At 59.3% G+C, this 15,511-nt stretch carries 10 protein-coding genes; 2 read left to right on the top strand and 8 right to left on the bottom strand.

All coding sequences use genetic code 11. The features are described 5' to 3' along the window. Positions 1-38: 38 nt before the first annotated feature. Positions 39-620 carry a GIY-YIG nuclease family protein gene (locus tag FGF66_RS10370; RefSeq protein ID WP_246046662.1) on the bottom strand — a complete coding sequence of 194 codons (582 nt, stop codon included), beginning with the start codon at positions 618-620 and terminating at the stop codon, positions 39-41. A 95-nt stretch (positions 621-715) separates the two neighbouring features. Here FGF66_RS10370 and FGF66_RS10365 point away from each other — a divergent pair, with 95 nt between their 5' ends. Continuing rightward, the gene (locus tag FGF66_RS10365; protein WP_246046661.1) at positions 716-1,381 is read left to right on the top strand and encodes a protein-L-isoaspartate(D-aspartate) O-methyltransferase; all 666 of its coding nucleotides are present in this window, start codon (positions 716-718) and stop codon (positions 1,379-1,381) included. 33 nt (positions 1,382-1,414) lie between these two features. After that, entirely contained in the window at positions 1,415-3,508 is a 2,094-nt protein-coding gene (locus tag FGF66_RS10360) for a peptidylprolyl isomerase (RefSeq protein ID WP_342779655.1), read from the top strand. Between the two features lie 492 nt (positions 3,509-4,000). Here the strand turns inward: FGF66_RS10360 and FGF66_RS10355 are convergent, their stop codons facing one another. The 7 genes from FGF66_RS10355 to rfaE2 all read right to left on the bottom strand — a co-directional run bounded on the left by FGF66_RS10355 (position 4,001) and on the right by rfaE2 (position 15,504). Further along, positions 4,001-4,624: a PEP-CTERM sorting domain-containing protein gene (locus tag FGF66_RS10355; RefSeq protein WP_139457565.1), complete on the bottom strand. Its 624-nt coding sequence runs from the start codon at positions 4,622-4,624 to the stop codon at positions 4,001-4,003. Positions 4,625-5,170: 546 nt separating this feature from the next. Then, positions 5,171-6,970, bottom strand: coding sequence for a phosphoenolpyruvate--protein phosphotransferase (gene ptsP / locus FGF66_RS10350; RefSeq protein ID WP_139457564.1), 1,800 nt, complete (start codon positions 6,968-6,970; stop codon positions 5,171-5,173). Positions 6,971-6,981: 11 nt separating this feature from the next. Next, positions 6,982-8,517 carry a replicative DNA helicase gene (gene dnaB / locus FGF66_RS10345; RefSeq protein WP_139457563.1) on the bottom strand — a complete coding sequence of 512 codons (1,536 nt, stop codon included), beginning with the start codon at positions 8,515-8,517 and terminating at the stop codon, positions 6,982-6,984. A 41-nt stretch (positions 8,518-8,558) separates the two neighbouring features. Continuing rightward, entirely contained in the window at positions 8,559-9,182 is a 624-nt protein-coding gene (locus FGF66_RS10340) for a uracil-DNA glycosylase (protein ID WP_139457562.1), read from the bottom strand. Between the two features lie 23 nt (positions 9,183-9,205). Further along, positions 9,206-10,426, bottom strand: coding sequence for a bifunctional phosphopantothenoylcysteine decarboxylase/phosphopantothenate--cysteine ligase CoaBC (gene coaBC, locus FGF66_RS10335; RefSeq protein ID WP_139457568.1), 1,221 nt, complete (start codon positions 10,424-10,426; stop codon positions 9,206-9,208). Between the two features lie 76 nt (positions 10,427-10,502). Then, positions 10,503-15,014, bottom strand: coding sequence for a translocation/assembly module TamB domain-containing protein (locus FGF66_RS10330; RefSeq protein ID WP_139457561.1), 4,512 nt, complete (start codon positions 15,012-15,014; stop codon positions 10,503-10,505). After that, positions 15,007-15,504: a D-glycero-beta-D-manno-heptose 1-phosphate adenylyltransferase gene (rfaE2, locus tag FGF66_RS10325; protein WP_139457560.1), complete on the bottom strand. Its 498-nt coding sequence runs from the start codon at positions 15,502-15,504 to the stop codon at positions 15,007-15,009. The genes FGF66_RS10330 and rfaE2 overlap by 8 nt, the downstream gene beginning before the upstream one ends. Positions 15,505-15,511 lie beyond the last annotated feature (7 nt).

Here is a 15,511-nt window from a genome sequence, read left to right as displayed (position 1 = left end):
TTCACGATGGTTGGGTTGATCAATGAAGATGAAGGTAATCATTCTATACGACTGTTTCTGCGTGATGCGACACTAGTAGCGAACACCTTTTCAAGCTCCGCCACCACCGCTGCCGTATCGTCAACCCTGAACAGGTGCGTGCCCGAGGCGGCGTCCTGCGCGCCGAGGCGGTCGGCGACGGGTGACGCGCCGGGCATCGAGGCGAGCTGCCCGGCGAGTTGCGGCTCCAGCCTCGCTTCGCCCGGAAAGAGGAACACGTGCCCGATTTCCGCTTCCTTGCGGTCGAGCAGGTAGTCGATGTGCCAGTGCAGCTTTTTCGTCCCCTGACTGCCGGGCTGGCGGTATCCCCATGACATGAACAGATCGAGCAACGCGCTCCTGATGGCATGAGCGTCGCGACCTTCGCTTCGCGAAGCGTGGCGCAAGAGGCGCGAGGCGAGCGGGAAGCGCCCCTTCGCGCCGCCGAGCGCCGAGCCGACATAGACATAGTGGCCGGGTTGCAGTTCGAGCGGCGCGCCTTTTCTGAATTTGCCGAACGCCACTTCGATCCTGCGGTCGAGGTCGATCAGCAGGATGTAGCTGCCCTGTCGGGATTTCTGCCCGAAAATGCTATACTGCATTGGCCGGAATTGCATTATCTTTTGTTGGTTGCAATAGTAGCGAATTTTATGAGGATTCCATGACGGCGTGCCGTCTGGAACAGGTCGGGATAGCGATGAAGCTACAACAGAATGGCGATATGGCGCGGGAGCGCCGGGAGATGGTGGCGGAACTCGAACGGTACGGCATCAGGAATGCCCGTGTGCTCGATGCGTTCCGGACGGTCAAGCGTCACCTGTTCGTCGATGAAGAGAGCAGACCCTACGCCTACAGCGATGGAGCCATGTCTATCGGATTCGGCCAGACCATCTCGCAGCCCTACACGGTGGCGTACATGACATCGCTGCTCGTGGAGCGGCGGCCATTCGGCAAAGTGCTCGAAATCGGCACCGGATCGGGCTACCAGGCGGCCATTCTCGACGCGCTGGGCTATGAGGTTTTTACCATCGAGCGGATCGCCGGTTTGTACGAAGCCGCGGGGCGCGTACTCGATGCGCTGGAATTGCCCGTTCAACGGCGTCTCGGTGATGGAACGCTCGGCTGGCCGGAGGAGGCGCCGTTCGACGGCATCATCGTGACCGCTGCCGCGCCGCGCGAGCCGCATACGCTCATGAACCAGCTTGCTGACGGCGGCGTGCTCGTCGTGCCGGTCGGCGATCTCGCCTCGCAGCAGATGACCGTGATCCGACGCAATGGCGAGCGGTTCGAGCACGAGATTTTTCACGACTTCGCTTTCGTGCCGCTTTGCGGGCGCGAAGGTTGGGGAGATAACAACGAATAACTGTCAAGACTGAAAAAACAAGTTATGGCACTCATGAGCAAGTTGAGGGACAAGACACATATCGTGCTGTTTGTCCTCGTGGCGGCGTTCATTGCCCTCATCGTTTTCGAATGGGGGATGAACTTCAGCGGCCCGACCCAAAAGGCGGGCGAGGCCGGAAAGGTCAATGGCGAGTCGATCTCCATGCAACAGTACGAGGAGTTGTACAACAATCTGGTCAAAGGCTTCCGGCAAAGCAATCCGGGTGCTGAAATCACCTCTGAGATCGATGCGAAGTTCCATGAGCAGGCCTGGAATTATGCCGTCGATCAGACCCTCATCCAGCAGCTTCTCAAGGAATATGGAATCGGGGTTACCGATCAGGAGGTGCTCGATGCGGTCAACAGCGACCTCAATCCGCCGATGATCATCCGCCAGAACTTCACCGATCCCCAAACCGGTAAAATCGATCGCAAGCTGCTCGAGCAGGCGCGCAGCGATCCCAAGGCCAAGGAGTTCTGGGTCAATGCCCAGGAGGTGGTCAAGCGTGAGCTGATGGTAGGCAAGCTTGTCATGGCGCTGAAAACCATGGTTGTCGTCACCGAACCTGAGCTTACCGATGTGGTTCAGCGTCAGTTCACCACCTTCACCGGCTCCTTCATTCCGTTCCCTCTGAGCTATGCCGGCGCCGAAAGCAGCTTTCCGGTCAAGGACGATGAGATCAAATCGTGGTACGAGGCTCACAAGGCGCAGTTCAAGGAGGAGCCGACGCGCAGCGCTGAATTTGTGTTCTTCCCGCTGACCCCATCGGCGCAGGATAGCGTTCAGGTCAAAAAGGAGATCGATGGCCTGATTCCGCAGTTCGCCTCGGCGGCGAGCGACAGCGAGTTCGTCAAAATTCAGAGCGATATGCCGAACTCGGTGAATGTCGCGCTTTCGAGAGCCGACTTTTCGCCCGCCGCGGGCAATGCGGTGTTCGGTTCGTCGAAACTCGCGCCCGGCCAGATTGTCGGCCCGATTGCCGACGAGGGCTACTACCGCCTGCTCAAAATCAAGAGCATCACGACCGGCGAGCCGGTGGCCAGCGCCTCGCACATCCTGATTCGCCTCAATCCGGCGGACAAGGCCGATGGCGAGCGCGTCATGGGGCTGCTCAGGCAGATTTCCGAAGAGCTGAGAAGCGGCGCGTCATTCGCCTCGCTGGCCGCGAAATATTCGCAGGATCCCGGCAGCGCCCGCAATGGGGGTTATGTCGGATGGTTCACCAAAGAGCGCATGGTGCCGCAGTTCGCGCAGGCGGTATTTGCCGGACGCCCCGGCCAGATCGTCGGGCCGGTTCAGACCCAGTTCGGCTTGCACATCATCAAAATCGAAGGGTTTGACAACCGGCGCATCGTCGCCTCCGAGGTTGCTCGTCAGATCAAGGCATCGACGCAGACCGCCGAGTCGATCAAACGCAATGCCGCGATCTTCCAGACCGAGGCAAAGTCGAAAGGCTTCGACGAGGCCGCCAAGGCGCAAAAGCTCGAAGTGGGCAAAACCGGAGATTTTTCGCGCCAGAGCCTCCTCGCTGTTCCCGGCATGGGCGAGGCCGTCACCAAATTCGCGTTCAAAGCCAAAGAGGGCGATGTTTCCGATGTGCTCGATACCGACAAGGGGTTTGTCGTCACGAAGCTCCTGTCGAAGAACGATACCGGTTATCATCAGCTCGACGAACAGCTTACGGCGATGATCAAAGCCGAGCTGGTGCGCGAGAAGCAGTCAGCGGCGCTGAAAGCCAAGCTTGCCGGGCTGGCGAAAAGCTCCGGCGGTTCGCTCGACGCGATTGTCGCGAAGTATCCCGGGTTGCGCAAAATCACCTCGAACGAGATTCGCTGGCGCGACGGCTACATCGATGGCTACGGCGTCGATCCCCGGCTCGTGGAGGCGATGGCCGGCATGAAGCTCAACACGCTCTCGCAGCCGGTGCAGAGCGGCGGCGGATACGCGCTTGTGCAACTGACGAGCCGCCAGCTCGCCCCCGGCATCGATCTGGCCGCCGAAAAGCGGCAAGTGCTGCCGCAGCTCATGAAGGTCAAACAGGAGCAGTTCCTCTCTGAATATCTACAGTCGTATCGCCGGAACTCCAAAATAGAGGATTTCAGGTAGCGCCGTCAGCGTGTCGTCAGAACAGCAAAAAGCCGCCCGGATCGTCTCCGGAGCGGCTTTTTTTATGGCATGACAGGCTGTGATAAATCTCGACGCAGGGCAGGACTGAAAAGGTTGCCGGGCGTTCAAACGCTCTGGTGTCAGGGAGCCTGAAGGGGGACGTTTTTGGCTGCGATGATTCCTGAGAAGTCGCGATGTATCGCCGGGAGAAGTGTCAACGCCCGGAAATGAGGATCGAACGGTGCAAGGGAAATGATGCTTCTGATTATCAGGTTAGGAATGGCTCTGGTGTTTGCGAAAATGACGCCTGCCGATAATTTGCAGCTTCGAGCGGTAATGCCTTGAGAAGGAAAAGTGGATGCGGCTTGACTCGGGCAGGGCTAAAAGCGGGAGGCAAGATCGGTAGGAGAATCTTGTTGAGCAGGCATAAAAGCAGAAACCCTCCTGGTGATCAGGAGGGTTTCCTCGTTTCAGATGTATCGAACAACGCGGTCAGGCTCCGGCAGGAGACTCTTCTTTCGAGTTCAGCTTTCTGAAGCCGAAAAGGAAAGCTCCACCAACGCCGAGAAGCGCGACGCTGGCCGGTTCAGGCACGGGCGTGAGAGAGTTCGTCGTGATAGTTATCGCATCCATGCCTGCTTGATAAGAATTCGCGCTCAGAATCATGGATTTTGCTGGTGCACTAAATCCTGAAAAGCTCATGCCCTCGAAATCGGTTAATGAGCCGGTAATGGTAGCGGATGCCAATACGTCACCAGTACCGTTATCTCCGGACATGATCAATATCTGCGCTGGAGGTGTGACGCTACCCCCAAAGCCACTGTATGATGCGGCAGCAGCACCGGCGGTTAATGTCAATGCAGTAAAGCCATCATTAACCTGCATTACCTGGTATCCTGCCTTTGTGCCAACAGCAATATTCGGTGCGGAGGTGTTGTTAATATCAGTTGACGAAAAGGTGGTAAATCCTGTAAAAGATATGCCTTTATCGCTATAAGCATTACCCACCGACTCACCTGCTGTCAAAGAATCATCAAAGTTAAGGTTAATGACTTCTGCCCTCGCTATACCAGGAAGGGTTACAAGCATCAATCCCAGGGTAATTAGTTTTTTCATGATCACTTCGCGTTTTTTTAAGGATTTTGTTGTTAAGGCAAATTAAACGTATCAGTACGAGACAGGCAGTTCTGTCACCAGAGCCCGACTGCCAGCGGATAAACTCCTTGTTAAGGGGTACGGTTTTGCTCTTGTACTGACGAACTGTTTACCGTGCCTATTCAAAAAGACAAATATCCACTAAAATTTCCGCAAGTATTAAGTCTAAAAGTACAGAAATCGAGACGCTTTAACAAGGATTTATAGTGAATCTACATGCATATTTGTTGAAAAAAGTGAGTGGTTATGTTATTGGTTAAAATATTTAGATAAAATAATTTACTGGCATAGTTCGCCCTGAGGGTTATCGCTTTTTTCGATGTCAGTGTTGCTGAGGTATTTATACGTATATATGGCTCAAGAAATTCTTTCTGGAACCTTTTCATCGAAGGCTGATCGATGGCGCGTTTTAGCGCTCCGTGTGGAGCGCCGCTTGCGTTGAGGCTATCGGTCAGTTGGAGGTGTGGAGTCTGAAACCGGGCAGGCAGGAACCGCCTGCAACCGCTTTCAGTGCGCCTTGACGAACGCTTCGAGGCGGGCCTTGATGGCCGATGAACCAGAGAGTTTGAGGCATTCGGCGGCGAGCGCTTCGCACTCCTCGACCGTGTATTTGCCCACGGTCGCCTTGAGCGCCGGAATGTCGGAGCTGACGATGCTGAACTCACGAAGTCCGCAGCCAATGAGGTAGGGCGCGGCGAGCGGGTCGGAACCCATGTCGCCGCAGATCGAGACGCGACAGCGGTTTCTCTGCGCCGTCGTGATGACGCGGTGGAGCTGGCGGATGATCGCCGGGTGGAACTTCTCGAACAGATCCTGCACGATCAGGTTGTTGCGGTCAACGGCAAGGGTATATTGGGTCAGATCGTTGGTGCCGATGCTGACGAAATCGACGATCCGGGTGATCTCGTCGATCAGCTCGACGGCCGCCGGCATTTCGATCATGGCCCCGATGCCCGGTTTTTCGAGCGGCTCGTGGCCGAGCGATTTGATATGGTCGTAGTGCTTCTCGATCGCCTGTTTGATGTGCATGACCTCCTCGATCGACGAAATCATGGGAATCAGCACGTCGATGTTGCCGTGAATGTTGGCCTTGATGACCGCCTGAAGCTGCGTGTCGAGAATCTCCGGCACGTCGATCAGAATCCTGACGCCCCGCCAGCCGAGGTTCGGGTTCGGCTCTTTGACGGGGGAGTAGATCAGCTTGTCGCCGCCGATGTCGAACAGGCGGATGACGAGCGGTTTCGGCGTGAGCATCTCGGCCATCGCCCGATAATACTCCTGCTGCGCCGCCTCTTTCGGGGGCTTGAGGTCGTCGAGAAAGAGGTTTTCGGTGCGGAACAGCCCCACGCCCTCCGAGCCGGTCGCATCGAGATGTTCGATCTCCTCCTTGAAATCGATGTTCGAGCAGACCGAAATTCTCACGCCGCAACGGGTGAAGGCGTGGCGATGAGCCATGATCGAGTCGTCCGCCTCGCGTTTGCTCTCCTCCTCTCGCTTTTTGATGTAGGTCTCGACGGTTTCATCCGCCGGATCGGTGATGACCACCCCTTCCGAGCCATCGAGGATCATTCGACTGCCCGATAGCGCCTTTTGCGAGAAGTTGCCCAGGCCCACCACGATCGGGATGTTGAGCGACTTGCAGATCAGCGAAATGTGCGAGGTCTTGCCGCCGGTGTCGGTGGCGAAGCCTTTGATGTTGCTGCGGCTGAGAAGAATGATGTCCGCCGGCGAGAGGTGGTGCGAGACCACGATGGAGCCTTCGGGCACCCAGGAGTGGAGCTTGCGGATGTGCAGGTTCCGGATGATGCGCTCCTTGATGTCGTGCAGGTCCGCCGCCCGCTCACGGAAGAAGAGGTCGTCGGAGTTGATGAAGTTTTCGAGGAACTTGCCGAACTCCTGCTCGATAATCAGATGCGCCGGTTTCACTTCCGCGCGGATACGGCTGGTGATGTTGCCGGTCAGCACCGGATCCCTGAGCAGCATGATCTGCGCCTGGAAGAGATCGGAGTAGAGACGCCCGATTTTGCGGGTGGTGACCCGTTCGATCTTTTTCAGCTCTTTTTCCGAGCGGTGCAGGGCGGTCATGAAGCGCTCGACCTCCTCCTCGATGTTCTCCGCAGAGAGATCGGCGGTTTCGTGCTCGATGGTCTCCCTGACGAATTCGTAGGTCTCTCCGATGGCGAATCCCTTCGCGCTGCCGATGCCGTGGTACCGGCGCTCGTTGCCTGACGAAGCAGGGTGATCGCTGGAGCTTGCGGAAGAGTCCGGCGCGTTGCCAGAGGATTTCGGGGCTTTTCGGTAAACCATGACCGGCAGGGTTAAAAGGGTGCAGCGTCCGAATTGTTGATGAAAGTGTCCATATCGAGTGGCGGCGGTTCAGGCAGCGATGCCTCCATGTATCCGCCTCCACGGGCGTGTTCGGGTTCATGCTGTCCGTTATCGGCGGCTGAAAGGTAACTGTTGGCCGTTGACTGGAAGCGTCCGTAGTTTTTCAGGAAGAGCAGTCGGAGCGTGCCGATCGGGCCGTTTCGCTGTTTGCCGATGACCACCTCGGCGATGTCCTTGGTCGAGGAACCGTCCTCGAAGTTCTTGGTGCCGTACATCTCCGGCCTCGACAGGAACATCACCATGTCGGCGTCCTGCTCGATGGAGCCGGACTCGCGCAAGTCGCTGAGCTGCGGGCGGCGGTCGCCGGAGCGCTGTTCGACCGAGCGGTTGAGCTGCGCCAGCGCGATCACCGGAATGTTCAGCTCCTTGGCAAGCGCCTTGAGGGAGCGCGAAATCTGGGCGATCTCCTGCTCGCGGTTCGAGCGCCCGTCCCTGACCGGCGTGACGAGCTGGAGGTAGTCAACCACCACCATGCCGATGCCGTGCTCCTGCTTCATGCGGCGGGTCTTGGCGGAGAGTTCCATGATCGAGATGCCGGGCGTGTCGTCGATGAAGAGCTTCGCCTCGGCGAGCGAGTCCATGCTGTTGATGATCTTGTTCATCATTTCCGGCGAAATCTGGCCGCGCCGCACGAGCTGTGACTCGACGTACGCCTCGGCGCACATCAGCCTGAGCGCGAGCTGGATTTCAGCCATTTCGAGGCTGAAGAAGAGCACCGGCGTGTTGAAGTTCACCGCGGCGTTGCGGGCGAGGGCGAGCGCGAAGGCGGTTTTGCCCGCCGACGGACGGGCCGCGATGATAATCATGTCCGACGGCTGGAAGCCCGCCGTGTACTCGTCGAGCTCCGAAAATCCCGAACCGATGCCGGTGACCGACGAGTGCGAGGAGCCGAGATTCTCGATCATCCTTGTCGCCGTCTTGAGCAGATCCTTGATGCTGCTGGCCCTTTTCTTGATGCCCGCCTGCGAGATGTTGAAGAACTGCTGCGAGGCGTTCTCGACCAGGTCGAAGATCTCCATCGAGGTGTTGTAGGCCGCGCTCGAAATGTGCGACGAAATCGAGATCAGCCGCCGGTAGAGGAATTTTTCCTTCACCAGCCTGGCGTAGAACTCAATGTTTGCCGCGCTGATCACCTTGCCCGAAAGCTCGCCGAGGTAGGGACGTCCGCCGATGTTGTCGAGTTCGCCGACCCGCGAAAGCTCCTCGCTCACCGTGATGAGGTCGATGGCCTGCCGCTTCTGGTAGAGCTGCATCATCGCCTTGTAGATGATCTGGTGGCGCTTCTCGTAAAAGACCGCCTCGCCGTTGTCGCCGAAAATCTGGATCACCTGTTCGATCGGATCCTCTTCGAGCAGAATACAGGCCAGCACCTCCTGCTCGACCTCCAGCGAGTAGGGGGGGACCCGGCTCTCCTTGCTGAAGTCGATGTCACGGCTCAAATCTACTTGCGGTTGGCGCGGCTTCATTCCTTGTCCTCTTCTCGTCGTATCATGGTTTCCATAAGTGGTCAGCCGTTCGGGCAGACCTTGTCGTAATGCGCCCGGAGCATCTGTACATCCTCCCAGCAGAGCCGCTTCCAGTTCGGATTTCTCAACAGCGCTGCGGGGTGGTAGGTCACGAAGCAGTCGAAACCGTTCCAGCGGATCAGCTTGCCGCGCATCGAAGCCATCGATTGCGTGTTTTCCAGAATGGTGTTGGCCGCCACCCGACCGAGCAGAAGCAGCACCTTCGGGTTGATGATGTCGAGCTGTTGCATGAGCCACGGCTTGCAGCACTCGATTTCATCCGCGAGGGGATTGCGGTTTTCCGGCGGGCGGCACTTGATGATGTTGCCGATGTACACGTCCTTGCGCTCGAAGCCGATGGCCAGGAGAATCTTGTCGAGCAACTGGCCGGAACGGCCCACGAACGGGCGGCCCTGCGCGTCCTCATCCGCCCCCGGGGCCTCTCCTATAACGAACAGACCGGCTTTGGGATTCCCTTCGCCGAAGACCACGTTTTTGCGCGTTTCGGCAAGGCGGCACTTCCGGCATTCGATGGCCGCCTGGCACAGGGCATCGAGACCATCCGTCGGGGCGTCCCGGTGGGCGGGGGGTTCGGGAACGGGATCGAAAAGGGCTTCCTGCTTCATGTTGAAAAATCGCGAATTGAAAATTAACGGGGCAGGATCGATTCAACCGCATCGAGCAGCTTTGCGGCGGCCTTCTCCTTCGAGAGCAGCGGCAGTTCGGTGACGTTGCCATCGCGCCCGAGCAGGGTCAGCGCGTTGGTATCGACCTCGAAGCCCGAAGTGCGGCCATCATAAATGTTGAAGGCGACGAGGTCGAGCCGCTTGTCCACGAGCTTCCTGCGGGCGTAGTCGATGCCGCCCGCGGTTTCGAGCGCGAAGCCGACGGCGACCTGGCCGGGCTTTCGTCCGTTGGCGAACCCGGCGAGAATGTCGGGATTCCTGACGAGGCGAATCTCCATCTCTGCGTCCTTCTTCTTGATCTTGCCCGCGACCGGCGCTTCGGGGCGGTAGTCGGCCACGGCCGCCGCGCCGATGAAGAGGTCGCAGTCGTCGAAGAGCGGTCGGGCCGCCGCGAGCATCCCGGCGGCGCTTTCGACGTCGATGCGCTCCACGCCCGGCGGCGTCGGCAAATTGACCGGCCCGGTTACGAGGCGAACCTTCGCGCCGCGTCGGGCGGCCTCGGCGGCGATGGCGAAGCCCATTTTGCCGGAGGAGTAGTTCGAGAGGAAGCGCACGTCGTCGATCTTCTCCCGCGTCGGCCCGGCAGTGACGATCACCGTTTTGCCGCAAAGCGCCGACGCTTCCGGCGCGGCGAGCATTTCCGTCAAAGCCTCGAAGATCGTCTCCGGTTCGGGCATTCGCCCCAGGCCGCACTGGCCGGAAGCGAGCGAGCCGCTTTCGGGTTCGAGGATGTTGCATCCTTGCGCGGCAAGCATCGAAAGGTTGCGCTGCACCGAAGGGGAGTCGTACATGTGGCCGTCCATCGCCGGGGCGATCAGCACCGGTTTGCCGGGGCGGAGGGTGAGGAAGCAGAGCGAGAGCATGTCGTCGCACAGACCGGTGGCGAGACGCGCGAGCGTGTTGGCCGTCGCGGGCGCGATGACCAGGGCGTCGGCCCACTCGCCGAGCGTGATGTGCATCGTCCGCTCGCTTTCGTGTCCCGCATCTGCCGAGAAAATATCCGTGAGCACCGGTCGCCGGGAGACGGTCGAGAGCGAGAGTTCGCTGACGAACTTCAGCGCCGATTCGGTCGCGAGCACCTGCACGTCGGCCCCCGACTTTTTGAGAAGCCTGACCAGGTGCGGCGTTTTATAGGCGGCGATGCCGCCCGAGATGCCGAGAAGAATGTTCCTGCCAGTCAGCACGGTTGACAAATGGGTCGATGGTTCTGCTTTGCGAGACAATCTTTAAAGGTATGAAAAATAATGCGCATACGAAGCTTCACTCTTTTTTGTCCTTCTCTTTTTCCTTCTTTTTTCCGCCAAGCAGGCGATCCCAGAACTGGCCCCAGGTGTGGAACTTCTCGCGATACGACACGCTGACTCCCCAGTTTTCGGTCGGCTTCTGCAAGTTGATGTACGCGGCGTTATTACCAGCCATGCCGTAAGAGCGGAACGCCTCGACATAGACCTTCGGCGTGACCCGGTATTCGATCTTCTGCGATGAACCGTTGTAGTAGTTCGTCGTTGTGCTGCTGCCTGCGACGGGCGTGGTGCTGGTTCCGACGAACCTGATTTTGCCGCCAGTGCCAGGCACGAGCATGGCGTAAGAGACCTCCAGGCCGCTGAGGTTGCCTTTCGCGCCGGTGCCGAGGTTGACGTTGAAGCTTTCCAGCCCGGCGATGTTCTGCAATATGCCGGACACCTGCGAGGAGAGCAGGCCGGTACCGGCGGAGATGCCGACGCTCGATACGGGACTGACGCCCCTCGACGCCTGTCGTTCCGGGTGGAGGTACCATTGCCTCGAAAAAAGCATCGAGATGACGTTCAGGTCGGCGTTCGAATCGATGTGGCTCGACTGACGTCCGATCATGCTGACCGCCGACCAGGGCTGGGGATCGTCATTCAGGTAGTAGCCCATGCGGACGTTCGGCTTTTCGATGGTGCCGCTCACGGCGATGAGCAGCCGTACGTTGTCGCGCTCTCCGCTCTGGACGTCGGTGGCCGTTACCTGTTTGCCGCCATAGATGTCGATCAGGCGTCCCTCTCTGATCTCTTCGTTGTTCCATGCGACCCGACCACTGTTTTCGAGGTCGAAGCTCGTGTTCGAGAAGGTGTACTTGCCGCCGGTGATATCGACCGAGCCGAGCAGACTGAATCGTTGCCCGGCCTTGTTGACCAGGAGCGAAAGATTGTTCAGGGTGGCCTCGATTCTCTCGCCCCGGATCCGGTCGAAAATCATGGAGCCTTTGATTGGCGCGCTGAACGAAAGCCTGAGATTTCTGATCTGCAGAATGTCGAGCAGGTTGTAGTGAAACTGCGTGGATTGCGGCGCTACGGCCGTTTCGACCGGCTTCGGCGATGGACGGCGCGGCACGAAGGTGATGTATTTTTCGACGCCGATGTATTTGGCGCTCTCGGCGGAGCCTTTGCGGTAGAGGCTGAAGTTGGCCGACGTCAGCATGAGATTGCCCTCGGCGATGGGCGCGGTCAAGTCGCCATAAAAACGGAGGTTACCAGTCGTGCCGCTGATCGTGCCGAACGAGGTGTCGTCCTTCATGTCCTTTTTGCTGTAGAGCAAGAGGTTTCTGAATGAAGCGTCAAGGTTGGCCGTCATGGGCTTCAGGCCGTCGAGGCCGATCGTGCCGCTGATCGTGCCGGAGTTCTCCTGCGAGTCCCGGATCTCGATGCGGCCAAGGTCGATGCGCGACGGCGTGCCGGTGATCTGACCGTTGACGCGGTAGGTGACCTGCGTCGGCGCGATCCGGACTTTGGTATCTCTGAGGCGGGTGACGAGGAAGATGTTCGGCTTCGGCATCGCGCCGGTGATGCGCAGATCGGTCGGAATGACTCCTTCGGCATGGTCGAAGATCGGCACGATCCAGGTGACGATGCTGGCCGACAGGTCGTCCGAACGCATGGAGATGCTGAGCGGTCTGTTTTCGGGTATCCTGAACTCTACCTGCGAGTAGTTCAGCACCAGCGGAAGCGTTCCGGAGCCTTTGATGGTGTTGATCGGGATCATCGCAGTGGTTCCGGCCCGGGGCGTTGCGCCCCGGCTTTCGTACTCGAAGCGCAGTTGCTCTCCGGCGTGGCGGGCCGTCAGATGCACCTCGCCGATTTTCAGCTCGTCGTACGTCACGCCGGAGCCTCTCAGGTCGAGGTCGCTCGTTTTCGCGCCGGGCGCGCCGCTGACCGTGAAGTTTGCGTTGACCAGGCCGCTCATAGGCTCCAGCGCGGGATCGAGCCAGAAGTACTTCGCTTCGACGAGGTCGATGCCGGAGAGCGTACCCCGGAATGTTCCCGGCACGGCGTTGCTGAGCAGGCCGTCGAGTTGCAACGACTGCGTTCCCTTTGCGAATCGGACGCGGTTGAAGCGCAGGAAATTTTTCGCTATGTCGAGCGTGCCGCCGGGCGCCGTCTGCCAGACGCCCTTTGGCGTGGTGAGCGCGAGCCTGTCGATCGACACCGTGGCGGCGTTGCCGGAGCGCCGGGCCGTGAAGGCCGCGCTCAGCTTTTCGGCGAATCGCGGCATGGCAAGATCGATCGCGGCGGCGAGGCGGTCATTGTCGAACAATGCGGCGAGGCGCAGGGTTTTCAGCTCCCTGCCGAACAGCTCCATCGCTCCGGCCGTTCCGGTGAGGCGCGCCGTTTCGACGCCGCCCGCCGAGCACTGCATCGAGCCGGTCATCGCGGCGTTGTTCATGCGGAGCGCCGGGCCGTTGGAGAGGGCAGGGCTGGAAATATCGGTATCCAGCGAGAGACGATCTCCCGTCCAGGCGACCTTGCCCGAGGCAGTGCCTCTGAACTGCAACTCCTTTGCCGAAAGCAGGGGCCTGAGCGGCGTGAGGTCGCGCACGGTCAGCCTGTAGGTAAATGCCCAGGGCGATTGCCCCTGCGGTAACGGAACGGCGGCAGCGTTGCCGGTCTCCCTGGCGATGCAGGCCGACGCCATCTGAATGGTCTCTATCATCCGGGCTATCGATGCGTTGCCCTGCACGGAGAGGTCGAACGCCTCGCTCTCCAGCGATACCGCCGAGGAGCCGGCGCTCTGCACGACGCTGGCCGAAATCGCCGAGCGCTCCCGGAAGCGGAAGTCGTTGAACGATGAAGGCTCCAGCACCATGCTGGCCTTGAGGTTGAGCGAAGCCAAATCGAGACCCTGTCCCTTCACATCGAACCTGCCGTTCAGATCGCTCCGGAAATCCTGCTTGCCGGTGGCTTTGGAGAGATCGAGCTTTCTGACCGTTCCGCCCGCCTCGTACGATGGCGCGGGGGTCGAGAAGTCGATGAGGCCCGCCATGACGAGGCTGCCGCCGTCCGGGCTTTTCAGGTCGGTCGAGAGGTCGAGCTTTTTGCCCGCCAGGTCGAGCGTGACCGATCCCGACGAAATGGCTTGCTGCTGCCAGAACGCGTTTTTCACGGAGGTTTCGAGATGGGCGCTCTCGATTCCTCCCGCGCCGAGATCGCCGCTGAACGCGCCCGAGCCGGACAATCCGCTCTTGACGCCTTCGATGCCGAAGAGCTTGTGCAGCTCGGTTTTTTCGAGCGTGAAGGTTCCGTCCGTCTCGTATTTTCCTCCGGCCAGCCGCTTTATTTCAAACTCGGTCGATCCGCTGCCGATGGCGGTTTTGAAGTCGATGCCGCTCATCCACTCGTCGAGCCGTCCCCGCAACATGCCGGTGAAGCTGATGCCGTTCGCCTCCCGCGCGAGCTTCCGGTAGCGCTCGTCGTCGAGCAGCTTGGTGAGCAGCGCCGGTGAGAGCGTCGATTTGTCGATTTGCAGGTTGAACGAGAGGCTCTCCGGATCGAGAGGGTTGAGCATTTCGCCCTTGAACGCAATGCGACTGTCGCCATGCTCGATGCTCACCGGCAAAATTTCGAGGTCGGCGAAGGTGCCTTTCGCATCGCCCTTGAGCTGATAGACGCCCGCCGGAAGCGCCGGAACCGAAATGAAACGGTTCAGCTCCGAGGTGTCGAAGCTCAGCGATTCGACGTGGATAAATGTTTTGTTTTTCAGGAGTTTCTTTTTCGAAATGCCGGAGAAAATATCCAGGCCATCCACGGAGACCGACAGCTTCGCATGACTTTTGGCGGTTTCGAGATCGAGGCCGAGCACATCGCTGCGCACCGATGAGAAGGCAAGCGAGCCGGAACCCTTTTTGAGCGTCAGGCCGCGATCGGGCATGGTGAACTGCATCTGTTTGATCGTGCCCATGAACTCGTACTTGGCGACGAACGCCTTCGACATGTCGAGCCGGAGCTTTTCGATCCGGTAGGTGGGCGCGTTGGCCGGTTTCCACGACAGCGAACCGTTCCGGACTTTCAGCCGCCTGGCGCGAAACTTTTCGATAGCCAGCACTTCAGGCTCTTCCGGATGCCGTCGGGTGAAGATTTTTCCGATGTTGAGCTGGCCATCCGGATACTCTGCAATACTCACCCGGGGGCCGTCAACATCGACCTCCCTGAACGAGAGCAGGGTGATCTTCGGCCTGAGGAGCGAAAGGAAGTTGAACTTCAGCGTGATGCTGTCCGCGCGGGCTGCCGGTTGCGCCGCATTTTCCTCGAAGATGCCGGGGCTGACGAGCGTGACCTGGTCGGGGAAGCGGAGCTTGACCTCTTTCAGTTCGAGCCGCCCACGGTACTCTTTGTTGAAGAGCGTCAGGAGCTGCTTTTTGGTGAACAGATCCACCATGCCGCTGTTGAGCACCAGCGTGGCGGCGATGACGAGCACAATGATGATGGCCGAAGCCGCGGTCATCACGAAGAAGCTGAATTTCTTTATTCTATCCACCACGTTGTTGCGGGCAATGAAGTTGAATGATGGTTTCGATGATGCCGGTCGTGGAGCGGCCTTCGAGGAGCGGCACGGTCAAAACGGAGCCGCCGTGTTCCAGGACGGCTTTTGCGCCGGCGATCTTTTCGACCGGCCAGTCGGCCCCCTTGACCAGAATGTCCGGCAGCAACATGCCGATCAGCGCTTCGGGCGTATCGTCGTCGAAGAGCGTGATGGCATCGACCGCCCCGAGCGCCGAGAGCACCTCGGCCCGGTCATCCTCGGACGCCACCGGGCGTTTTGGCCCTTTGAGGCGCTTGACCGAAGCGTCGGTGTTCAGCCCCACCACGAGCCGGTCGCCCAGTTCACGGGTGGCGGCAAGGTAGCGCGCATGGCCGGCATGGAGAATGTCGAAGCAGCCGTTGGTGAAGACGACCTTCGCTCCTTCGGCCTGCCAGTTCCGAACCTTCCGAAGCATTTCGTCATGGGAGCACAACTTGTGTGGCATGTCGGGC

Origin of the sequence: Chlorobaculum thiosulfatiphilum, assembly GCF_006265165.1 — a bacterium.
In the GTDB taxonomy this organism is placed as follows: Bacteria; Bacteroidota; Chlorobiia; order Chlorobiales; family Chlorobiaceae; genus Chlorobaculum; species Chlorobaculum thiosulfatiphilum.
The sequence above is the reverse complement of the archived record's forward strand: the minus strand, read 5'-3'. Positions and strand labels throughout refer to the sequence as shown.